This is a genomic window from Nonomuraea recticatena (genome assembly GCF_039533245.1).
Taxonomy (GTDB): domain Bacteria; phylum Actinomycetota; class Actinomycetes; order Streptosporangiales; family Streptosporangiaceae; genus Nonomuraea; species Nonomuraea roseola.
The window spans coordinates 42568-63340 of the sequence record NZ_BAAATE010000027.1 but is presented as its reverse complement, the minus strand read 5'-3'; the positions used below and the strand labels follow the sequence as shown (position 1 = coordinate 63340).

The following is a 20773-nucleotide window of genomic DNA, read 5'->3' as shown; positions in this document are numbered from 1 at the left end:
CCATATGGCGCAGGTGAAGGTCTTCGGACGGCGTGACGTATGGGCTGGGCGGCAGCGGGAGGTGTCCGACCTGCTCCACGAGTGCGTGGTGAAGGCGTGGGGACTGCCCGAGGGCAAGCGATTCCACCGCTTCCTGCTGCTCGACGCCGACGACCTGATCTGCCCGCAGCGCGGCGACGACTACCTGATCGTCGAGGTCGTCTGCTTCACGGGCCGCAGCGACGAGGCGAAGAGGGCGCTGATCCGCGAGGTGTTCGCCAAGGCGCCCGCGCTGGGGATCTCCACCGACGACCTCGAGCTAACGATCATCGAGATGCCCGCGGTCAACTGGGGCATCAGGGGCGTGCCCGCCGACGAGCTGGCGCTGCCGTACAAGGTCGAGGTCTAGCCGCAGCACCAGCACCGCGGCCAGGACGGCGACGCCGCCCGCCAGCTGACCCGCCCCGAGGCGCTCGCCGTACACGAGCGAGGTGGACACGAGCGTCACGACGGGCTCCGCGCACGACAGGATGGCGGCGGTCGGCGCGCCGAGCAGGCGCACGCCCACGAACAGCGCCACCATCGCCAGCACGGTCGAGACGAGGCCGAGCAGTCCCGTCCAGGCCCAGCCCGCGGCGGTCGCGGGCAGGTCGAGGCCGCCCGTGACGCCGAGCGTGACCGCCGCCGCGGTGAAGACGATCGCCGACAGCAGGTAGACGTCCAGGTTCTCGGGCAGCCCGTCGGCGACGGTCAGGTAGAGCGAGTAGGCGACGGCCGCGCCGAGCGCCAGCAGCACGCCCGACAGCTGCGCCGCCGAGCCGCCCAGGCCCAGCAGGAGCACCAGGCCCACGGCCGAGCAGCCGAGCGCGGCCAGCTTGCGCCGGTCGAGCGACTCCCTGCGCAGCCCCACGGCCAGCGCCGTCACCAGCGCGGGATAGGTGTAGAGCAGGAGCGCCGCCAGCGACGCGTCGATGCGCGCGACCGCGCCGAAGTAGCACAGCGCCTGGACGGCGTAGCCGACGCCGCCGAGCCCGACGGCCGTCAGCGCCACCCTGGCGACCGGCAGCGGGGGCCTGCGCCAGGCCACGACGAGCCACAGCACGACGGCGGCGATGACGAACCTGCCGGTGAGCATCCCCGTCACGCTGACACCTGACGCGTAGGCCTCCTTGGCGAAGATCGGCGACAGGCCGAAGCCCAGCGCGGACACCAGACACCACAGCACTCCCATGACCGGCCAACCTAGGCACCGTCGAGCCATCGAGGTAGCCTTGCTTTCCTTTGGATTCCATAGGGGATTCCTTGGCCACTCTCCACCAGCTGCGCTGCTTCCTCGCCACCCTGGATCACGGCTCGTTCACCGCCGCCGCCGTGGCTCTCGGCTACGCCCAGCCGTCCATCTCCGAGCAGGTGCGCCTGCTGGAGCAGCACCTGCAGGTGACGCTGTTCCTGCGGGTGGGCAGGGGCGTGGTGCCCACCGAGGCGGCGCTGGCGCTGCGCCCCCACGCTGCCGCCGCCCTGGCCGCGGTGGAGGAGGCGGGCAGGGCGGTCGCCGCGGTGCGGGAGGTCCTGACCGGCACGGTACGGCTCGGCCTGTTCGGCACCGCCCGCTTCTACCTGGGCGCCGACCTGGTGGCCGACGTCCTCGAGCGGCACCCTGGCGTCCGCGTCCAGCTCATCGGGCAGAACTCCGCCGAGGTGCTCGACCACGTGCGCAGGGGAAGGCTGGAGGCGGCCGTCTCAGCGGTGCCGGTCCCCGGCGAGGGGCTGTCGGTGACCCCCGTGATGCGCGACGAGCTGGTCTACGTCAGCACCGAGGCCCGCGATCCCGTCACGCCCGCGTACCTGGCCTCACAGCCGCTCGTGCTGCCGCACGTGAGCTGGCGCGAGGAGGACACCACCCGCCGCGCGCTCACGCGAGCCGTCCAGGCGGCGGGTCACGTGCTGCGGCCCAGGGTGGAGGTGGAGGACCCGGAGACCGCGCTGGAGATCGCGGCCCGCGGCCTGGCGGCGACGGTGAGCTGGAGGGGCGTGCTGCACCGGCTGGCCGACCGGCTGCCTGACACGCTGCGCTGGTCGTCGCTCGATCCGCCGCTGCACGACACGTTCGCGATCGTGCACGGCCCGACGCTCTCCCCCTCCACCCGGATGGTCCTCGAGCTCGCCTCGGCGCGGCTGCGGGCCCTCGAGGCTCAGGTCCGCAGGTAGGCCAGGACGGCCAGCACCCTGCGGTGACCGTCGGCGGCGGGCGGCAGGTCGAGCTTGGCGAAGATGTTGGCGATGTGCTTGGCCACCGCGGCCTCCGTGACGACGAGTTCGCGGGCGATGGAGGCGTTGGAGCGGCCTTCGGCGATCAGGCCGAGCACCTCGAGCTCCCTGGGCGTCAGGCGCTGGAGCGGGTCGCGGCGGCGGCCGAGCAGCTGCCGCACCACCTCGGTATCGACGACCATCCCGCCCCTGGCCACCCTGTTCAGGGCGTCGACGAACTCGGTCACCTCGCCGATCCTGTCCTTCAGCAGGTAGCCGACGCCCTCTCCTGCGTCCATCAGCTCGGCGGCGTAGGTCTGCTCGACGTACTGGCTGAGGACGAGCACGGGCAGGCCGTCCGCGCGCAGCCTGATCGCCGCTCTCAGCCCTTCGTCGGTGAAGCCCGGCGGCATGCGCACGTCGGTGACCACGATGTCGGGTCTGTGCTCGGTGGCCGCCTCCGTCAGCGCCTCGGCGTCGCCGACGGCCGCCACCACCTCGTGGCCGAACCGCTCCAGCAGCCCGACCAGACCCTCGCGCAGCAGCACGGCGTCCTCGGCGATCACTACTCGCACGGGATCTCCACTCGCATCGTCGTCGGCCCGCCTGCCGGGCTGGACAGCGACAGTCTGCCGCCCACGACCGCGAGCCTGTCGGCCAGCCCCGTGAGCCCCGAGCCCTTGGCAGGGTCGGCCCCGCCCGCGCCGTCGTCGCCGATCTCGACGACGAGTGCTCCCGAGGCCCGGGAGGCGCTGATCCAGGCCCGTGACGCGCCGCTGTGCCTGGCGACGTTCGCCAGCGCCTCCGAGACGACGTAGTACGCGGCCGTCTCGACCGGCTCGGGCAGCCGCTCCAGCACCGTCTCGACCTCCACGGGGATCGGCGAGCGGGAGGCGACCTCCCCGATCGCCGCGGCCAGTCCCCTGTCGGTCAGCACCTGCGGGTGCACGCCCCTGATCAGCTCGCGCAGCTCGACCAGCGCCTGCCTGGCCTCCTCGTGTGCGCTCGCCACCTGCTGGGCCGCGGGCGAGCCAGGCGGCAGGTCCAGCTTGGCCAGTCCCAGCCGCATCGACAGCGCGACCAGGCGCTGCTGGGCGCCGTCGTGCAGGTCCCGCTCGATCCTGCGCCGCTCGACGTCGAACGCGTCGACCAGCCTGGCCCTCGACGCCACGACCTCCTCCAGCCTGTGCGGCTCCAGGAGCTCCCTCGCCATGGTCATGCGGGCCCTGCCCCACAGCAGCAGGACGGCGATCCCGACAGGCACCAGCACGACCCCCGCCACCGAGGCGACGATCGCGGGCCCGAGATCCTCCTGTACGGCCGGCGAGATGATCAGCACGATCGGCCCTCCGACCGCGAACGCGATCATCACCAGGTCGATCCACCACAGCACGAGCAGCGAGGCGAGGCCCAGCCCCAGCTCGCGCCACCGGTGCCGTACAGGGGGCGAGCCGAGCCTCCACCGCTCGAACCACGCCACGAGGGGCACGGCCGGCACGGCCAGCGCCGCGGCGAACGGCGTGGCGAACGCGGCGACCCCGATCGCCACCGCCGCCAGTCCGGGGACGAGGCTGGCCAGCAGGTACAGCAGAGCTCTCACCCAGGAATTGTCGGCCTCGCCGTACGCGGGAGAAAACCGATGGACCTCCGCAGGCCCCTGAAGCACAATGGACGCCGCACGAAACCTCGGGAGGACCAGATGCGGCAGAGCCTCGGATCGACTCAGCGCCCTGTCCTTCCTACCGAGGTTCCACGCATCCATGACCACCCTGAACATCGGCGTGCTCGCGCACGTCGACGCGGGTAAGACCAGCCTCACCGAACGCATCCTCTTCGACGCGGGCGCCATCCACAGGCTCGGCAGCGTCGACGGCGGCGACACCCAGACCGACACCGGCGAGATCGAGCGCCGCCGCGGCATCACGATCCGCTCGGCCGTCGCCTCCTTCACCCTCGGCGACCTGCGGGTCAACCTCATCGACACCCCCGGCCACGCCGACTTCGTCGCCGAGGTCGAGCGGGCGCTCGGGGTGCTCGACGGCGCCATCCTGGTGATCTCCGCGGTCGAGGGCATCCAGGCCCAGACCAGGGTCCTGTTGAAGACGCTGCGCAAGATGCGCATGCCCACGCTCCTGTTCGTCAACAAGATCGACAGGAGGGGCGCGCTCGAGCGCGACATCCTCGAAGGGCTGCCGGCCGTCCCCGTCAACCACGTACGGCAGGGCCGCGTCGTCCCTGTGTCACTCGACGCGGAGCTCCTGGCCGACCACGACGACACCGTGCTGGAAGCGCTGGTCGAAGGGCGCGAGCTCCCGCCCGGCGAGCTGCGGGGGAGGCTCGCCGAGCAGACCGCCGCCTGCCGGGTCTATCCGGTCTTCCACGGCTCGGCGATCGGCGGGCAGGGCGTGGCCGAACTGCTCGAGGGCGTCCGCGACCTGCTCCCCGTCCCCACGCCCCAGGACGACGACCTGCGGGGCACGATCTTCGCCATCGAGCGCGACAGGTCCGGCCACAAGGTCGCCTACCTGCGGCTGTTCTCCGGTGAGCTGCACGTGCGGCAGAAGCTCGACTCCGGCCAGGTGACCAGGCTGGAGGTGGTGGGCTCGGGCTCCGAGGACCGGCTCACCGCCGGGGACATCGGCAGGCTCTCGGGCCTGTCGGGCGCCCGCGTCGGCGACAGGCTCTCGCCCGCCCCCGAAGGGGCTCCCGCCTTCGCCAGGCCCAGCATGGAGACGGTCGTCACGCCCGCGGACCCTGCCGACGCCGCCCGCCTGCACGCCGCGCTGCTCCTGCTGGCCGAGCAGGATCCGCTCATCCAGACCAGGGGCCTGCCCGAAGGCGGCACCTCGGTGCTGCTCTACGGCGAGGTGCAGAAGGAGGTGCTGGCCGAGCGGCTGCGGGACGAGTTCGGCGTCGAGGCCGTCTTCGCCGACAGCACACCGCTCTACCTCGAACGCCCCGTGGGCGTGGGCGAGGACTGGAGGGAGATCGGCAGGCACGCGGACAACACCTTCCTGGCCACCGTCGGCCTGCGGGTGGAGCCGGGAACGGGTTACTCGTTCAGGCGGGAGGTCGAGCTCGGCTCGCTGCTGCACAGCTTCAACCAGGCGATCGAGGACACCGTCCCCCTCACTCTCACCGAGGGCCTGTACGGCTGGCCCGTCGTCGACTGCGCGGTCACGCTGACCAGGTCGGGCTTCGTCGCGCCGCTCAGCACGGCGGGCGACTTCCGCAACCAGACCCCTGTCGTGCTGAGATCGGCCCTCGCCAGGGCGGGCACCAGGGTCTACGAGCCCTGCCACGCCTTCGAGGTGGAGCTGCCCTCCGACGCGTTCGGCCCCGTCACGGCCAAGCTGACAGGGCTGGGGGCCGAGCTGGGCGACACCTCACCCACGCTCGTCACGGGCTCGCTGCCCGCTCGCCTGGTCAACCAGGCCAAGCGACAGCTGCCCGGACTGACGCGCGGCGAGGGCGTGTGGTGGTCCACGCCGTCAGGGGATCGCCCGGTGACGGGCCGCGCTTTCCCCGTCAGGCGACCGGGCCGTTAAAGACATCTCGACATCCCGATAATCCTCGCCTCCACAGCTTCCCACAAACGTGGAGCGGGTATTTCTACCGCCAACAACCTCCCAACGAAAAGTTGCCCACGAATCTTCTGTTTCGCCTGCTCCAATACGGAATCTGCGGTTGCTGGACGGCTACGATCAAGTCTTTGTTGAGGGGTTTTCTCGCCTATTCGAAGGGGCCGGTTCCGGCCCTCGCCGGCGTAGGGAAGAAAGCAAACAAGGGCTCGCCGATGATCTTTGTTTTGATTAGGTCGGGCAAGTGGCGCATGCCGACTTAAGGTGATTAGCGGAGAAATGATGGCTGTATCTGTAGGGGATGACCGCCATGCCGCGGTGTGGGCGGGACACCGGCGATCTGGGTACTGGGCAGCCGTCCAGCCGCTTGGCCTGATGAGCATCGATCTGGCGTGCATGACCTTCAGCGCGCTGATGGCCGGGCAGACGCCCTGGCGGGTTCTCCTCGCCTGTGTCCTGGTCGTCGCGGTGAACGCCGCCGGCCGGGTGTACGAGCCGAGGATCCTGCCCTCCAGCCTTGACAGGGGGTTCTGGCTGGCGGGAGCGGGACTGGTCGCCACCCTGGCCGCCTTCTGGGAATCAGCCTCGTTGACCGTGGCCGTCATCGCCGCGGCCCTCTTCGCCTTTCTGGCCTTCTGCGGCAGGTGCGTCTTCCAGGCCGCCGTGCGCGCCGCGCGCAGGCGCGGCGGCATCAAACCCGCCGTGGTGGTGGGCGCCAACCCGCACGGGCATCGCCTGGCCTCGGCCCTGCTCGGCTTTCCCGAGTACGGCCTGCTGCCGATCGGCTTCCTCGACGAGGAGACCGACACGGACACCGGGCCTCCGGTGCTCGGCACCCCTGACGACCTCGCCGAGATCTTCCACGCGCACGAGGTGCGCGCCGTGGTCATCGCGGGCAGGGAGGGGCAGGACCTGGCCAGGGCCGCCAGGGAGCTGGGCTGCGAGGTCTACCTCGCCCCCGCGCCTGACGATCTGGTCCTGGACTTCGCCCCGCTGCGCGAGCAGGTCAGGAGCTTCCCGCTGCTGCGCATGCGCCCCGACCCGCAGACCCGCCTGACCTGGCCGCTCAAGCGGGCGCTCGACATCGCGGTCGCCCTGGTCGGCCTGGTGATCAGCGCGCCGATCCTCGCCGTCTGTGCGCTCATGGTGCGCTGGGAGATCGGCCCCGGCGTGCTGTTCAGGCAGCGCAGGGTCGGCTGCGGCGGCAGGCCGATCGAGCTCATCAAGCTGCGCACGCTCAAGCCGGTGGACGCGCACGAGTCGGCCACCCGCTGGAGCATCGCCCACGACCGCAGGCTCGGCCCTGTGGGCAAGGCGCTGCGCAGATCCTCACTCGACGAGCTGCCTCAGCTCTGGAACGTGCTCAAGGGCGACATGAGCATCGTCGGTCCCAGGCCTGAGCGCCCCTACTTCGTCGACCAGTTCTCCGCCACCACCCCCGGCTACCGCCTGCGCCACAGGGTGCCGGTCGGGATCACCGGCTGGGCGCAGATCCACGGGCTGCGCGGCGACACCTCGATCGAGGACAGGGCGCGCTTCGACAACCACTACATCGACGACTGGTCACTCAGGACCGACTTCAAGATCATGATCAGGACCGCCTGGTCCCTGCTCCGGCCAGGTGGAAGTTAGGGATGCGCGTCCTGCTCCCCGCGTCCCTGGCACGCGGGCCGAGTCTCCTGGCTGCCGCGACCGTGCTGCTGACCTGCCTTCCCTCCCGCACCGACGACCCCGGCTCGGCCGTCCACGTGACCATGGCGGACGGGGCGTCCGTGGCGCTGGTCGCCGTGGCCGCGGCCTGCCTCGTGGCGGGGCGCCCGCGCCTTCCTCTGCGCGCGCTGGTACTGACCCCTCTGGTGCTCGCCGTCACGGCGGCGACGCTGACCTCTCCCGACGCGCTGACGAGCCTGCCGGGCTACCTCCGTTTCCTGCAGGTCTTCGTGCTGATCCCGCTGGCGGTCATGATCACGCTGCGCCGGCGGGAGGACGTGTGGCTGGTGGGCGGGGCGCTGGTCGCCGCCGCCGCCGTCCAGGGGGTCGTCGGCTGCTACCAGGCGTTCACCGGAACGGGCGCCTCGTACGGAGGCGAGAGGGTGCGTGCCGTCGGCACGTTCGGCGCGCTCGACGTCATGGGCATGGCGACCGTCGTCAGCTACGGCCTGATCCTGCTGTTCGCGCTCGGACTGGAGCTCCACGGCAGGCAGCGGATCGCCGCCCTCGCCGGCGCCGGCCTGCTGACCGTTCCGCTGGTCCTTTCGCTGAGCCGGGGCACCTGGCTCGCGCTGCTCTGCGCCGCGGCGGTCATGCTCGTCAGGTACGGCGCGCGCACCGCCGCGCGGGTGGCGCTGGTCACGGTGGCCGCCGCCTTCCTGCTGGTCTTCGGCTTCGGGGTGGGCTCGGACACGATCGGGCAGCGGCTGGCCTCCATCACCTCCTCCTTCTCCCAGCCCGACCAGTCGGTGAGCGACCGCTACAGCCTGTGGGAGACGGCGGGAGCGATGTGGACACACCACCCGCTGACCGGCGTCGGGCCCCGCCGGTTCGCCGAACTGCGCGACACCTACGCGCCGACAGGGCTGTCGTCGGGCAGCGACACCGACGACCCCGTCAACGGGTTCACGCGGCAGCCGCTGCTGTCGCCGCACAACATGTACCTGCTGGTGCTGAGTGAGCAGGGCGTGCTGGGCCTGGCCGCCTTCGCCTTCTTCTTCGGCGCGCTGCTCGTCTGGACGTTCAGGCGGAGCGGGGTGGCGGTCGCCGGGCTGCTGACCTGGCAGGTCGTCGACTTCGCCTACTCCGACATCGGCGGCGCGCCCACCCTGGTCATGGCCGTGACGCTGGGTCTCGCTCTGACCTGGGCCACGAACGGGTGGCCGCGATGACCACGGCCGCCCCTGCAGGGCTGAGGGCCGCGAGCCTCACCGCCGTCCTCGTCGGGCTCGGCTCGATGCTCGGCTTCGGTCGCGACCTGCTGTTGGCCAGGACCTTCGGAGCCGACTCCGCCACCGACGCCTTCCTGGTCGCCTGGATGATCCCGGAGACCTCCGCGCCCCTGCTCATCGAGGGCATGGCCTTCCTGATGGTTCCGCTGTTCAGCAGGGCCGCCGAGCGGGGCGGCGACGTCAGGAACCTGGTCGCGGCGACGCTGCCGCACATGAGCGTCGCGCTGCTCGGCCTGACCGCGCTGACCGCCGCGGGGGCTCCCTGGCTCGTGGCCCTGCTGGCCCCCGGCATCGCCGACCCCGAACTGGCCGTGCGGTGCATGCGGCTCACCTCCGTGACGATCCTGATGTTCGGCATGGCCGGCTATCTGAGCGCGGCGCTGCGCACGCACCACGCCTTCGGCCCGCCCGCCGCCATCAGCGTCGCCTACAACCTGGGCATCATCGCCGTCCTCTGGGTCTTCCAGGATCACGGCGTGTCCGCGGCCGCCGCGGGGGTCGCCCTCGGCGCGGTGGGCATGGTGCTGATACAGGCCCCCGCCTTCGTGAAGAGGCTCGGACGGCCGCGCAGGTCCACCCGCAGGATGCTGCTGCCGCTCGGGGCCTTCCTGCCGATCGCCGCCTACACCCTCGAACGCCAGGGGCAGGTGTTCGTCGAGCGGTTCGCCGGATCGTCGCTGGCCGAAGGGTCGATCTCGCACCTCAACTACGCCCAGAAGATCGCTCAGGTGCCGATGATCCTGTCGCTGATCGTCGCCACGGTCACCTTCCCCCACCTCGCGCGGGCCATCACGGCAGGCGACGGCCCCACCGTCAGGCGCAGGCTGACCGACGACCTGGTGACGGCGGCGGCGACCGTGCTGCTCGCCACCGCGGTGCTGGTGGTGTGCGCGCCGGAGATCGTCAGGCTGCTGCTGCAGCACGGCGCGTTCACCGACGCCGACACCGAGGCCACGGCCCTGATCATGCGCGTCTATTCGCTGGGACTGCTCGGCCAGGCGGTCGTCGGCGTCGTGTGCAGGGCGTTCTTCTGCGGCACCCGCCCGACCTGGTATCCGGCGCTGGCGATGGCCGCCGGGCTGGCCGCGACGATCGCGCTGGCCACACCGCCCTGGGGGACGACGGGGATCGCCGCGGCCAACGCGGCCGGCATCACGCTGAGCGCGGCGATCCTGTTCGCGGGGCTGCGCGGCCCCGCCATCGGCCTGCCCGTGCGCTCCGTCGCCCGGCCGGCCGCCTGCCTGCTCCTGGCCGGCGCGCTCGCCGCCGCGGCCGGATGGGGCACTCATTCGCTGCTGGCGGGCCTGCCGCCTGCGGCCGTCCTGGCGCTGACCGCGGCCGCCATCGCGGCGGTGTTCTGCGCCGCCGCGGCACTCACGGGAACAGAGGAGATCACCACAATGATCAGGATCCGAGGTCGCGCATGACCGCCATGCCGCTCGTCCTCATGTACCACTCGGTGACGAAATACGACGACGATCCCCTGAACATCACCGTCTCCCCCGACAGATTCGCCGCCCAGCTGCGCTGGCTGGCCAGGCGCGGGCTGCGCGGGGTCTCGATGCGAGAGCTCATGGCCGCCAGGCGAGCCGGTACGGCCGGCCGCCTGGTCGGGCTCACCTTCGACGACGGCTACGCCGACTTCGTGAGCGAGGTCGTCCCCGCGCTGCTGCGTCATCACTTCACCGCGACCGTGTTCATGGTCTCCGGCAGGCTCGGCGGCTCCAACGAGTGGGACGCCGGCTATCCCGTCAAGCCGCTCATGGACGCCGACGACCTGCGCAGGGTGGCGCGCCAGGGCATGGAGGTCGGCTCGCACTCGGTCGTGCACCCCTCGCTGACCTCCCTGACGGGCACCGAGCTCAGGCACGAGCTGACGGCGAGCAAGGCGGCGCTCGAAGAGATCGTGGACGCCGAGGTCACCGGCTTCTGCTACCCGTACGGACACGTCGGCGCCCGCGAGGTCGCCGCGGCCAGGGGCGCGGGCTACGACTACGCGTGCGCCATCTGGAAGTCCGAGCACACCGGCCCTCACGCGCTGCCCCGCACCTACATCGGCGACAGGGACGGAGCCCTGAGGCTGCGCGCCAAGTGGATGCGACACCGGATGCGGTGGGGGTCGTGAAGGTCCTGCACGTCATCACAGGACTGGCGGCGGGCGGCGCGGAACAGCAGCTGCGGGCGCAGTTGCCGTACATGAGCGCCGACTGCGAGGTCGCGGTGCTGACCGGGTCCGGCGTGGTGGCCGAGGCCATCGAGGCGTCAGGGGTGCCCGTCCACCGCGTCGACATGCGCGGCAACCGCGACCTGCGGGCGCTCGGACGGCTGGCCAGGCTGATGCGGGCGGGCCGCTACGAGGTCGTCCACACGCACCTGTACCGCGCGTGCGTGTACGGAAGGCTGGCCGCACGGCTGGCCAACGTTCCCGCGATCGTGGCGACTGAGCACTCGATCGGCAAGGAGCTGATCGAGGGCCGTCACATCACCAGGCCGGTCAGGGCGCTCTACCTGGCCAGCGAGCTGCTCGGGCACGTCACGGTGGCCGTCTCGCCCACCGTGGCCGACCGGCTGGCCACCTGGGGCATCCCTCGCTCGCGCATCGTCGTGATCGCCAACGGGGTCGACGCGCGCGCCTTCCGCTACGACCCGCGCCTGCGCGAGCGGACGCGCGACGCGCTCGGCCTGCCGCGCGAGGCGTTCGTGGTGGGCGGCGTCGGCAGGCTGGAGCCCGGCAAGCGGTTCGACCTGCTCGTCGAGGCGATGCTGGGGCTCGACGACACCTTCCTGCTGCTGGTCGGAGCCGGATCCCGCAGGCTGCAGCTCGAGAATCTCGCCCGCGCGCTGGGAGTCGACCGCCGCGTGATCTTCGCGGGCGAGTCGCCCGACACGCGCGCCATGCTGTCGGCGATGGACGTGCTGGCCGCGCCCTCGCAGGAGGAGACGTTCGGGCTGGCCGTCGTCGAGGCGCTCGCCGCGGGGCTGCCGGTCCTGTACGACACCTGCCCGGCCGTCGACGACCTGCCGCGTGACGCCGCTCCCGGAGCGCGCCGCGTCACCCCCGGCCGGCTCGGCGCCGAGCTCAAGGAAATGGCGTCCACGCGGCCGTCCAGGCTGACGCCGCCGGGGGCCGTCCGGCTCTACGACATCCGGCACCAGGTCGACCAATTGGAAGCGCTCTACCGGCGCCTGCTGGGCGCCCCGGGCAACGAGGAGAGGCGATGACGTCGATGACATGGACGCAGGCACGCGTGACGGGGTGGCTGAGGCGATGGTGGCTGCCGCTGTCCCTGCTGCTCGGGGCGCTGGCCGGGCTCTTCTACTCACTGGCGAGGGAGCCCGTCTACAGCTCCGACGCCTATGTCGTGGTGGTGGCCGAGGGCGATCCCGGGCGGACGGCCAACTTCGCCCAGGCGTACGCGAGGATCGCCGTCCAGCCCGGGCTGATCACCAGCGGCGAGCAGGCGCACAGGACCCTGAGCGCCTCCGCCTCTCCTGACGCTCCGCTGGTGCGGCTCACGGCCATCGCTCCCACCGCGCAGGAGGCCGTCGCGCGGGCCGACCAGGCCTCGACGGCGCTGATCTCCTACGCGAACATGCAGGCGACCAACACCGGAGTGCGGCTGGCCAGCTTCGCGAGCGCGTCGATGCCGCTCGCGCCCTCGTCGCCCGTGCTCCTGGTCAACGTGGGCATCGGGACGGCCGCGGCGGTGCTCGTCGCGGGGCTCGTCTTCCTGGCCTCGCCTTCCGTGGCGAGCGGGTCGCGCGGGGAGCGAGCTCCCTCGCTGGTCGGGGCCGAGGCATGAGGGCGCGCCGCAGGGAGGCGGTGGGAGCACCGCGAGTCCTGCACGTGACACAGCCCGTGGACGGCGGCGTCGGCGCCTACGTGGCGGCCGTGGCGGCCGACCAGGTACGGCGCGGCTGGCACGTCGCGGTCGCCTGCCCCAGCGAGGGGCGGCTGCGCCCCCACCTGGCCGAGCTGGGCGTCCCATGGCTCGACTGGCGCGCAGGACGCTCGCCGGGGCCCGCCGACCTCGCCGCGGGGCTGAGGCTCGGGAGGCTCCTGCGTGACTTCGCCCCCGACGCCGTCCACCTGCACTCCGCCAAGGCGGGCCTGGTGGGCAGGGCCGTCATCCGCGGCAGGGTCCCCACGCTGTTCCAGCCGCACGGCTGGTCGTGGCTGGCCGCCCGCGGGCCCGTCGCCGCGATGGCGCTGGCGTGGGAGAGGGCGGCGGCCCGCTGGGCCGGCGTGCTCGTGTGCGTGGGCGAGGGCGAGACGGCGACCGCCCTGCGGCACGACGTGCGGGGAAACCTCGTGATCGTGCGCAACGGCGTCGACCTCAGACGGTTCAGGCCCGCGGGGCCGCAGGAGCGGGCCGCGGCGCGGGCGCGTCACGGCGTCCCGGAGTTCGCGCCGCTGGCCGTCTGCGTGGGCAGGGTCACCAGGCAGAAGGGCCAGGACCTGCTGCTGGCCGCGTGGGAGCTGGTCACTAAGGACTGCCAGGCGGCCAGGCTGGTGATCGTCGGCGACGGCGACCTGCTCGAAGGGCTGCGCTCGCAGGCGGGGCCCGGCGTTCACTTCGCCGGGCCGGTGGCCGATCCTCGATCCTGGTATGCCGCCGCGGACGTGGTGGTCCTGCCCTCGCGCTGGGAGGGTCTGCCGCTGACCGCTCTGGAGGCCTTGGCGACCGGGCGGGCGCTGGTCGCCTCCGACGTGCCTGGTCTGGCCGAGGTGGTCGGCGAGAGGGTGGGCGCCGCCGTACCCGCTGAGGATGTCGAGGCGCTCGCCGGGGCCTTGCTGCTCAGGCTCGCGCAGCCGGAGCTCGCCGCCGCCGAGGGCCGCGCCGGCGCGCTGCTCGCCTTGGCGTACGACGACCGCGTGGTGTTCGACGCGCTCGCCGAGCACACCCTCGGGATTCTGGGCTCGGCCTGCGGAACCGGGTTCGGCACCAGCACCGCGCCCACGGGCACGGCGACGGCGGGACGTTCCGAGGGCGTGGGCGGCGTGGGCGGCGTGGCCGGCGTTCCAGGCGAGGGCTTCGGCGTCGCGGCGATCACCACGGACGGTGTGGGTCTCTTGGAAGCCGTCGGTGTGACGGTGGCGGAAACCCCGGCGGCCGGCGTGGCGGGGGTCGGGGTGACCGGGCTCGGCGTGGCCGAGCCGGAGGTGGCCGGGCTGGATGTGGCCGAGCCGATCGTGGCCGGGCTGGATGTGGCCGGGCTGGATGTGGCCGAGCCGGAGGTGACCGGGCTGGGCGTGCCCGGCGTGGGCGTGGCCTCCGCCGGTGTGACGGTGGGCGTGGCCGAGGGAGTGGGCTTCAGCATCGCGCGGAAGACCGCCGATGAGCGCGGGTTCATCGAGCACTGCCAGACACCGTGCGAGCAGTAGTCGGAGATCGAGTGATACACCACGTCGTGCCTGGCGATCCAGTTCAGCATCCTGCGCACGTACTCGGGGCGGTCGCCGTAGCGGAAGAGCCCCCATTCGGGGAAGGAGATGGGCTTGCCGTGCGCCTTCGCGAATGCGGCATGCGCCCGCAGCCCGTACGGCTGCTTGACGTAGTCGGAGAACTGCTCCCCCGGGGCCTGGTCGTAGCTGTCCATCCCGATGATGTCGACCACGTCGTCGCCCGGATAGCACTTGGTCCAGGGGATCGCGTCGCGTCCGCGGCTGGGCGCGAAGTCGAAGCGGAAGTTCTGTCCCGGCACGGAGCGCATGGTCGTGACGATGCGCCGCCAGTAGCTCTTCCACGCCTTGGGATTGGGCGCGCAACGGCTCGAGTAGGTGGTGCCGTTCATCTCCCAGCCGAGCACGATGATGGTGTCGGCCGCCTTCGCGGACACCAGTTTCTGCGCCAGGCGCTCGAAGAAGGGGTCGAAGGCGCCATGGGCCCCGGCGGTCAGCAACACGGAGACCGTGCTGTCAGGCATCTCGGACTCGTTCGGCGCGATCATGGGGACGTTCAGCGCCAGGATCCGCCCAGGTTTGGCGGCGCGCCAGGTGGTCCACGGTTCGAGAATGAAGCCGGGTCCCTGAAAGGCCGACCAGTTCTCACCGGGCAGATAGGTGCGACCGACCGTCACCTCCGTGCCGAGCCACTCCTCGAAATAGGGCAGGCGTTTGGTGCCTCGCGTGTCGGAGGCCAGAAAGACGCCGAGCGCGGCGCTTTTCTTGGGCTCCGTCCTCGGCGTCGCACCGTTCACGCCGGTACTGGTGGCAAGCCACGCGATCGCCGCCGATCCGGCGACTGCTGCGAAAAGCCAGCGAAAGTGTTCCTTTTGGGCTGTCATGGCAAACGTCCCTACACGTTGTCTCTAGTCTCACCCTATATACCCCACTCACCGACTTGCCGAATATTCACCACGCGAGTTGGCAGTGAATGTCCTGCATAAGGCATAAGGAATGGGGTGGAGAAAATGCTGGATTCGACGGTGCCCGCGCTGGTTCTGCGGCTCGACGACAACATCTTTCATCATGGGACACTCGGCGCGATTCGCTCGCTGGGAAGAGCGGGCGTCGAGGTGCACGGGCTCATCGAGGGCAGGCACGCGCCTGTCTCCCGGTCGAAATACCTGGCCCACATGTACACCTGGCCGAAAGGCAGGGGCTTCGTCGAGACGCTGACCGCGGTGGCCGAAAGCATCGGCCGCAGGGCGGTGCTGATCACGATGGACGACGCGGGCGCCATCGCCGTCGCCGAGCACGCGGCCGAGCTGCGCCCGTTCTTCCTGCTGCCCGACCAGGCGCCCGGGCTGCCGCGCGCACTGGCGGACAAGGCAGGGCTCGCCGACGTGTGCGCGTCCCTCGGCATCGCCCAGCCCGAGACCCGCGTCGTCGCCACCGAGCAGGAGGTCGGGTCTGCGGTCGCCGCCCTCGGGCTGCCGCTGGTGGCCAAGTGGGCCCAGCCGTGGCTGCTCCCCCAGGGAGCGGGACTGCGCAACACCAGCGTGATCCACAGCCTGGAGCAGGCCGTCAGCCTGCTCGGCAGAGGCGGCGACAGCGACCTGCTCCTGCAACGTTTCGTGCAGGGAGGAGAGAAGTCCGACTGGTTCTTCCACGGCTACTACGACCAGGACTCGACGTGCCTGTTCGGCGGCACGGGGCGCAAGGAGCGCGCCTATCCGCCGGGTGCGGGCCTCACGACGTACGGCTGTTCGGTGCCCAACCCCGCCATCGAGAAGGCGGCCAACACCATGGCGGCGGCGCTCGGCTACCGCGGCATCCTCGATCTGGACTTCCGCTACGACGCGGCGCGCGACGCCTACTGCCTGCTCGACTTCAACCCCAGACTGGGCGCGCAGTTCCGGCTGTTCAGCGACCACCGCGGCCTCGACCTGGTGCGGACCATGCACCTGCACCTTTCGGGGAGGTGGAAGACCGCCGCCCGCCCGGTCTACGGGCGCACCTTCCTGGTGGAGAACTACGACATATTCCCCGCATTTCGGATGGGGCGCGAACGCACCTGCGCCGGATGGCTGCGCGCGATGCGGCAGGCGGACGAACTCGCATGGCTCTCGGCGGACGATTACTGGCCATTCGTGGCAATGACCGGACAGACGATAAAGCGTGGCTTTACTCGCCTCAAGAGCCGTCGGAAATAGGCTTTTGTCGCTCACGAACGGGAGGAGACGTTTTGCAGACGCCGGTGATAGACGTGGCAATTGTGGGCGCGGGTCCCTACGGGCTTTCCGTTGCCGCCCATGCGCTGGACGCCGGGCTCGACGCTCAGGTGTTCGGCCGTCCCATGCAGGCGTGGGAGCAGCACATGCCACGAGGAATGTTGCTGAAGTCCGAGCCCCAGGCCTCCCACCTCGGTGACCCCGATCGGCGATACGGGCTCGACGCCTACCGCCAGTACTCCTACGGCGAGCCCGTCCCCGTGGAGACCTTCGTCGCCTACGGCAAGTGGTTCAGCGCGCAGACGGTCAAGAAGGCGCTCGACGAGTCCACGGTGACCACCGTGGGCTCCGAGGGTGGACTGTTCGCCGTCACCCTCTCGTCAGGGGACTCCGTGCTGGCCAGGACCGTCGTGCTGGCGGTCGGCTTCCTGCCGTTCGCCCACAAACCCGCCGCGCTGGCCGGGCTGCCGCCTGAGGTGTCGTCGCACGCCAGCGACCACCACGACCTGTCGGCCTTCGCGGGCAGGGATGTGACCGTCGTGGGCGCGGGTCAGTCCGCGCTCGAGACCGCGACGCTGCTGAAGGAGGCGGGGGCCATGGTCCGGGTCGTCGCCAGGTGCAAGACCCTGGCCTGGAACGACACGCCCGTCGAGAACCGATCGATGCTCGACCGCATGCTGGCGCCCAGCTCGGGTCTCGGCACCGGCTGGCCCTCGTGGGTGTGGTCGGAGTTGCCAGGAGCCGTCCGCTATCTGCCGAGGGCGGCCAGGAAGCACATCGTGCGCAACACGCTCGGGCCTGCCGGGTCCTGGTGGCTGAGGGAGCGGTTCGAGGGGGCCGTCCCCGTGACGCTGGGCGCGAAACTCGCGGGCGCCGAGCACCGCGACACCGTGCGCCTGCGCCTGCGCGACGCGGCGGGCGAGGTCAGCACGATCGAGACCGAGCACGTCATCGCCGCGACCGGCTACAAGGTGGACCTCGGCAGGATCGGCGTCCTCGACCCGGACCTGCGCCGCGGGATCCGCAGCGAGGGCCCGACCCCACGGCTGACGAGGACCTACGAAAGCCCGATCAGCGGACTTTATGTGGTCGGGCTCGCTTCGGCCGCCACTTTCGGACCCGCCATGCGTTTCGTGCACGGCGCCGACTTCGCCGCGAGAAGGGTGACCCGCGGCCTATTGGGACAGGTGCGTAAATCAGCTTGAGCAGCGAGTTTTCCATGCCTTTGACCGTGTCCAGCGGAACAGAACTCCCGGTGGTGACGGAAGACAAGCCAAACGGCTTCTCGGGAGCGGAAATGTATGTTCGTAAAGTCCTCACCGGCGTGGCCGCGGTACTCGTCGGGATGGCGGGAATCGTTCCCATGGCGCATGCGGACGGGCCTCAGACCTTCACGAACTCGGCGACGGAGGCCCACGGGAGCACCGCTTCGGGGGTGCAGGTCACCGTGAGGAAGACGCCGGTCGGCGGCACCAAGGTGGTCTGGGCCCAGGTCGCGCCCGCGGACCCCGCGGCGCTCGACGACGAGTTCCTCATCCCGGCTAACGCCAAGGCGGGAGCCGGCATCCTCGACCTCTACGAGGAGTTCGAGGTCAACCCGAACGGGTGGAGCGACGTCGTCGCCCTGACGTTCACCTTCTCGAGGCCTGTGCGCGACCCGCGCCTGCACGTGTACGGCACGGGCGGCGTGGTGACCGAGGGCACCGAGCGGGACGACTACTGGGCAGGCCTGCGTCTGATGGGCGGGACACCGGCCACACCCACCTTCAGCAAGGTGGCGGGGTTCCCCGGCTACCGGGTCACGGACGACAGCATCGTGCCCGAGCGGTTCACCAGGACTAGGACCACGACCTGCGGAGTGGTGTACACCTGCGGCACCGTCCAGGTGAACGGCACCCTGCGCTCGTTCACCATCATGCTGCGCGCTCGTGACGTCCGCTACCGCGGCGACGCGGGCAGCCCGCAGATGTGGGGCGCCTTCAAGTTGTCCCTCTACGAGGACGCCTCCGACGCGCCCGCCTCCTACGGCGCCGCCTCGCACATCCTCACCGACACCTACCTCGGCAACGCCGTGACGGCCGACCACACCACCGTCGACAGCGTCACTCCTCGCGCCCTGCGTCAGGAGACCGACACCGACGACGCCATCGCGGCGGGCGGGCCTCCGCCTGTGGAGGGCAACGCCAGGACGTACACGCTGGCCGTCCCCGTAGGCGGACCTGCGGAGGCGGCGCTGGCGGGCTGGATCGACTTCGACCGCAACGGCAAGTTCGATCCGGGCGAGCGAGCGCAGGCCTCGGCTGAGGAGGCGAGCACGACGAGGGAACTCACCTGGAGCGTTCCAAGGAACGTCAAGCCGGGTGCCACATGGCTGAGGCTGCGCACGTCCGCGACCGCCGAGGACGTGGCACGGCCGACCGGCTGGGCCGACAGCGGTGAGGTCGAGGACCATCAGATCACACTCGCCGAACGGGTCGCCCCGGCGCCCGTGGAGCGGCCGGCGAGGGCGGAAAGGTCCGACAAGGGGGATGACAGGGACAGGCGGGACAGGCGCGCGAGGAACGCCCGCCACATGTTCAGGCCGAACCTGAACAATCTCTTGTAACCCACCTCTCGTGGAGGCCACCGCCGGTGACACACCGGCGGTGCCCTTTTCCATTGCGCCCGCGACCTAGACGGACGGCGTGACGGGGCCGTGGAGGCGGACGCCCTCGGCGGCGAGCCGCTCCTCGTAGGCGTCCGCGAGGTCACGCAACGCCGCCCCGCCGTCCCCACGGTAGGTGGGTCCGTGCATGAGGCACAGCGCGCTCGGTTCCAGGTCGGCCAGCGCGCGCATGGTGGGGCCGGTTCCCGGGGTCAGGCAGGTCGCGCCGAAGGTGTCCTCGGCCGCCAGGGCAGGGCTGACGATCTCCACGTCGGTGACCGCGGGGGACTCCCCCATCGAGGTGAACAGGTCACCGCAGAGCAGGGTGCCCGTGGTCTCCTCGAAGAACAGGCCGGCGTCCCAGCCGTGCGGCACGTGCGGGGTCTCGATCCGCCGCATCCGCTTGCCGCCCAGGTCCATGACCTCGCCGTCGGCCAGCGGCCTGGGCGGCCGGTCCGCGAGGTCGTTGACGGACACCAGACAGCCCAAGGCACCGTGCGCGATCTGCGCGTGGGGCGCGGCGGCGAGCCAGGAGTTCATCGAGCCGCACTCGTCGGCCTCGAGGTGACCGAAGGTGACCCAGCGCAGCCGCTCGACCGGCATCACGCGCTCCACCGCCGCCGACACCAGCGGGAACAGCCCCCGCAGCCCGGTGTGGAAGAGCAGCGGTTCTTCCGCGTCGACGAGATATTGGTTGAACATGATCCCGGCATCAGGGATGAAAGTTGACAACCGGCATATATCTGGCGCCACTTCCGCCACGGTGGTGTCCATCCTGTTGCTCCCTTCGGAGCCGATTCCCCTTCTTTTTATCGTCTCACGGCAGGTCAAGAGGCCTTTCGCCCTCGCATATCGGCGATATTTCCCATGAATCCGAACCTTTGCGGCATTTGACGCGTCTCACCCTGGCAACAGCCCTGTGACTCCTGAGCTTGGAGAGAACAAAGTGGTGCTAGGACGCACACTCATAGCGGTGGCCGTGACACTGACGGCCGCGTTCAGCGTCGAAGGGGCGGCGGCGAAAGTGGCCAGGCCCGCCGCGAAGGCGCCCGCCCCCTCCGTCGCCGTGCCCGCCGTTACCGGGGTGCCTGCCGGCGGGAGGCCGGTGAAGGCCGAAGAGGACGCCGAGTGCGTCCGCGTCAAGGGCGCGACGGCCTGTGTGGGCCCTGACGAGAGCGACAGGCCCGGTGTCACGATCGAGGACACCAAGAACGACAGGCTCCACCCCGCGGTCGAGTACTACCTGAACGGTTACCTCGGCACGAAGTACGTCATCCACAACCTCGGGCGCGAGGGCGAGATCAAGGGAAGCAGGGAGATCGGCAAGAGCGTCACGTTCAGGGCGGCCGTGTACAACGGCAACCGGCTGATCAAGGTCAGCCGGTGGAAGACGGTCCGCGACGTCACCAAGTACCCCGTCAAGAGGGAGACCCACGTGACCCCGGCCGCCGCCCAGGCCCGGTCGAAGGTCTGCACCTCGACGAAGGGCGCCGCCGGCGTGTGCTTCGGCGGGAAGAACACGTTCGTGTTCGCGTGTGACACGGGAGCTGACACGCATCAGGCGCGGGCGGAGTACTTCGTGGACGGCGACCCCTCGGCGCGCTTCGAGATCCAGCAGTTGGCCGGGTCGAACACGTGCGGCAAGGCAGAGCACGGTGATCTGCGTGTCAGCATGTACCGCGCCTCGGTCTTCGACGGTGAGGACGAGGTCGCCACCAGGCTGTACAAGTACAACTAGGCCCGTCCCTTCCCTGCCGGGCCTG

Annotated in this window: 19 protein-coding genes and 1 pseudogene; 15 read left to right on the top strand and 5 right to left on the bottom strand. The window is 70.9% G+C overall.

Annotated features, from left to right (window positions below; translation table 11 throughout):
- Window positions 1-4: 4 nt before the first annotated feature.
- Entirely contained in the window at window positions 5-388 is a 384-nt protein-coding gene (locus ABFX50_RS36945) for a tautomerase family protein (RefSeq protein WP_346153145.1), read from the top strand.
- On the opposite strand, the gene ABFX50_RS36940 is transcribed toward ABFX50_RS36945, so the two are convergent.
- Entirely contained in the window at window positions 299-1210 is a 912-nt protein-coding gene (locus tag ABFX50_RS36940; protein ID WP_346153143.1) for a DMT family transporter, read from the bottom strand. The two genes, ABFX50_RS36945 and ABFX50_RS36940, sit on opposite strands and share 90 nt — an antisense overlap.
- 71 nt (window positions 1211-1281) lie before the next feature.
- Between ABFX50_RS36940 and ABFX50_RS36935 the strand changes: the two genes are divergently transcribed.
- Window positions 1282-2187, top strand: a complete 906-nt coding sequence (locus ABFX50_RS36935) for a LysR family transcriptional regulator (protein ID WP_346153141.1) — start codon at window positions 1282-1284, stop codon at window positions 2185-2187.
- Here the strand turns inward: ABFX50_RS36935 and ABFX50_RS36930 are convergent.
- Together ABFX50_RS36930 and ABFX50_RS36925 are read right to left on the bottom strand one after the other, a co-directional pair.
- Window positions 2172-2801: a response regulator transcription factor gene (locus ABFX50_RS36930; RefSeq protein ID WP_346153139.1), complete on the bottom strand. Its 630-nt coding sequence runs from the start codon at window positions 2799-2801 to the stop codon at window positions 2172-2174. The genes ABFX50_RS36935 and ABFX50_RS36930 overlap by 16 nt on opposite strands.
- Complete coding sequence (locus tag ABFX50_RS36925; protein WP_346153138.1) at window positions 2792-3826, bottom strand: sensor histidine kinase; 1035 nt, start codon at window positions 3824-3826, stop codon at window positions 2792-2794. The genes ABFX50_RS36930 and ABFX50_RS36925 overlap by 10 nt, the downstream gene beginning before the upstream one ends.
- A 160-nt stretch (window positions 3827-3986) precedes the next feature.
- On the opposite strand from ABFX50_RS36925, the gene ABFX50_RS36920 reads away from it, so the two are divergent.
- From ABFX50_RS36920 to ABFX50_RS36885, 8 genes are all read left to right on the top strand, one after another.
- Window positions 3987-5774 carry a GTP-binding protein gene (locus ABFX50_RS36920; RefSeq protein WP_346153136.1) on the top strand — a complete coding sequence of 596 codons (1788 nt, stop codon included), beginning with the start codon at window positions 3987-3989 and terminating at the stop codon, window positions 5772-5774.
- A gap of 408 nt (window positions 5775-6182) precedes the next feature.
- Complete coding sequence (locus tag ABFX50_RS36915; RefSeq protein WP_346153134.1) at window positions 6183-7439, top strand: sugar transferase; 1257 nt, start codon at window positions 6183-6185, stop codon at window positions 7437-7439.
- Between the two features lie 2 nt (window positions 7440-7441).
- Window positions 7442-8689: an O-antigen ligase family protein gene (locus ABFX50_RS36910; RefSeq protein ID WP_346153132.1), complete on the top strand. Its 1248-nt coding sequence runs from the start codon at window positions 7442-7444 to the stop codon at window positions 8687-8689.
- Window positions 8686-10176, top strand: a complete 1491-nt coding sequence (locus tag ABFX50_RS36905; protein WP_346153130.1) for a lipid II flippase MurJ — start codon at window positions 8686-8688, stop codon at window positions 10174-10176. The genes ABFX50_RS36910 and ABFX50_RS36905 overlap by 4 nt, the downstream gene beginning before the upstream one ends.
- On the top strand, window positions 10173-10874 hold the full coding sequence (locus tag ABFX50_RS36900) for a polysaccharide deacetylase family protein (protein WP_246452178.1): 702 nt from the start codon (window positions 10173-10175) through the stop codon (window positions 10872-10874). Before ABFX50_RS36905 ends, ABFX50_RS36900 begins: the two co-directional genes overlap by 4 nt.
- Window positions 10871-11971, top strand: a complete 1101-nt coding sequence (locus tag ABFX50_RS36895) for a glycosyltransferase (protein WP_346153129.1) — start codon at window positions 10871-10873, stop codon at window positions 11969-11971. The genes ABFX50_RS36900 and ABFX50_RS36895 overlap by 4 nt, the downstream gene beginning before the upstream one ends.
- Window positions 11968-12552: a Wzz/FepE/Etk N-terminal domain-containing protein gene (locus ABFX50_RS36890; RefSeq protein ID WP_346153127.1), complete on the top strand. Its 585-nt coding sequence runs from the start codon at window positions 11968-11970 to the stop codon at window positions 12550-12552. The genes ABFX50_RS36895 and ABFX50_RS36890 overlap by 4 nt, the downstream gene beginning before the upstream one ends.
- 20 nt (window positions 12553-12572) lie before the next feature.
- A complete protein-coding gene (locus tag ABFX50_RS36885; protein WP_346153126.1) occupies window positions 12573-14135 on the top strand; it encodes a glycosyltransferase in 1563 nt (520 codons plus the stop codon).
- Between the two features lie 128 nt (window positions 14136-14263).
- Here the strand turns inward: ABFX50_RS36885 and ABFX50_RS51510 are convergent.
- Window positions 14264-14545: pseudogene (locus ABFX50_RS51510) on the bottom strand (glycosyl hydrolase); the annotation flags it as partial.
- Between ABFX50_RS51510 and ABFX50_RS36880 the strand changes: the two are divergent.
- The 4 genes from ABFX50_RS36880 to ABFX50_RS36865 all read left to right on the top strand — a co-directional run bounded on the left by ABFX50_RS36880 (window position 14535) and on the right by ABFX50_RS36865 (window position 18971).
- Entirely contained in the window at window positions 14535-14783 is a 249-nt protein-coding gene (locus ABFX50_RS36880; RefSeq protein ID WP_346153124.1) for a hypothetical protein, read from the top strand. The pseudogene ABFX50_RS51510 and the gene ABFX50_RS36880 sit on opposite strands and share 11 nt — an antisense overlap.
- 380 nt (window positions 14784-15163) lie before the next feature.
- The gene (locus ABFX50_RS36875; protein ID WP_346153122.1) at window positions 15164-16348 is read left to right on the top strand and encodes a carboxylate--amine ligase; all 1185 of its coding nucleotides are present in this window, start codon (window positions 15164-15166) and stop codon (window positions 16346-16348) included.
- Window positions 16349-16401: 53 nt separating this feature from the next.
- Window positions 16402-17571: an NAD(P)-binding domain-containing protein gene (locus ABFX50_RS36870; RefSeq protein ID WP_346153121.1), complete on the top strand. Its 1170-nt coding sequence runs from the start codon at window positions 16402-16404 to the stop codon at window positions 17569-17571.
- Window positions 17572-17663: 92 nt separating this feature from the next.
- Window positions 17664-18971 (top strand): GEVED domain-containing protein, encoded by a 1308-nt coding sequence (locus ABFX50_RS36865; RefSeq protein WP_346153119.1) that lies wholly within the window; start codon window positions 17664-17666, stop codon window positions 18969-18971.
- A gap of 66 nt (window positions 18972-19037) precedes the next feature.
- Here the strand turns inward: ABFX50_RS36865 and ABFX50_RS36860 are convergent, their stop codons facing one another.
- Complete coding sequence (locus ABFX50_RS36860) at window positions 19038-19712, bottom strand: oxygen-binding di-iron domain-containing protein (RefSeq protein ID WP_346153117.1); 675 nt, start codon at window positions 19710-19712, stop codon at window positions 19038-19040.
- 271 nt (window positions 19713-19983) lie between these two features.
- Here ABFX50_RS36860 and ABFX50_RS36855 point away from each other — a divergent pair, with 271 nt between their 5' ends.
- Window positions 19984-20748, top strand: a complete 765-nt coding sequence (locus ABFX50_RS36855; protein ID WP_346153115.1) for a hypothetical protein — start codon at window positions 19984-19986, stop codon at window positions 20746-20748.
- Window positions 20749-20773 lie beyond the last annotated feature (25 nt).

What these genes read in the sequence shown, in the direction of transcription:
- ABFX50_RS36905 (WP_346153130.1), top strand. Translation starts at nt 8,686, where the DNA reads ATGACCACGGCCGCCCCTGCAGGGCTGAGGGCCGCGAGCCTCACCGCC.
- ABFX50_RS36860 (WP_346153117.1), bottom strand. Translation starts at nt 19,712, where the DNA reads ATGTTCAACCAATATCTCGTCGACGCGGAAGAACCGCTGCTCTTCCAC.
- ABFX50_RS36910 (WP_346153132.1), top strand. Translation starts at nt 7,442, where the DNA reads ATGCGCGTCCTGCTCCCCGCGTCCCTGGCACGCGGGCCGAGTCTCCTG.
- ABFX50_RS36940 (WP_346153143.1), bottom strand. Translation starts at nt 1,210, where the DNA reads ATGGGAGTGCTGTGGTGTCTGGTGTCCGCGCTGGGCTTCGGCCTGTCG.
- ABFX50_RS36945 (WP_346153145.1), top strand. Translation starts at nt 5, where the DNA reads ATGGCGCAGGTGAAGGTCTTCGGACGGCGTGACGTATGGGCTGGGCGG.
- ABFX50_RS36915 (WP_346153134.1), top strand. Translation starts at nt 6,183, where the DNA reads ATGAGCATCGATCTGGCGTGCATGACCTTCAGCGCGCTGATGGCCGGG.
- ABFX50_RS36900 (WP_246452178.1), top strand. Translation starts at nt 10,173, where the DNA reads ATGACCGCCATGCCGCTCGTCCTCATGTACCACTCGGTGACGAAATAC.
- ABFX50_RS36875 (WP_346153122.1), top strand. Translation starts at nt 15,164, where the DNA reads ATGCTGGATTCGACGGTGCCCGCGCTGGTTCTGCGGCTCGACGACAAC.
- ABFX50_RS36920 (WP_346153136.1), top strand. Translation starts at nt 3,987, where the DNA reads ATGACCACCCTGAACATCGGCGTGCTCGCGCACGTCGACGCGGGTAAG.
- ABFX50_RS36890 (WP_346153127.1), top strand. Translation starts at nt 11,968, where the DNA reads ATGACGTCGATGACATGGACGCAGGCACGCGTGACGGGGTGGCTGAGG.
- ABFX50_RS36865 (WP_346153119.1), top strand. Translation starts at nt 17,664, where the DNA reads ATGTATGTTCGTAAAGTCCTCACCGGCGTGGCCGCGGTACTCGTCGGG.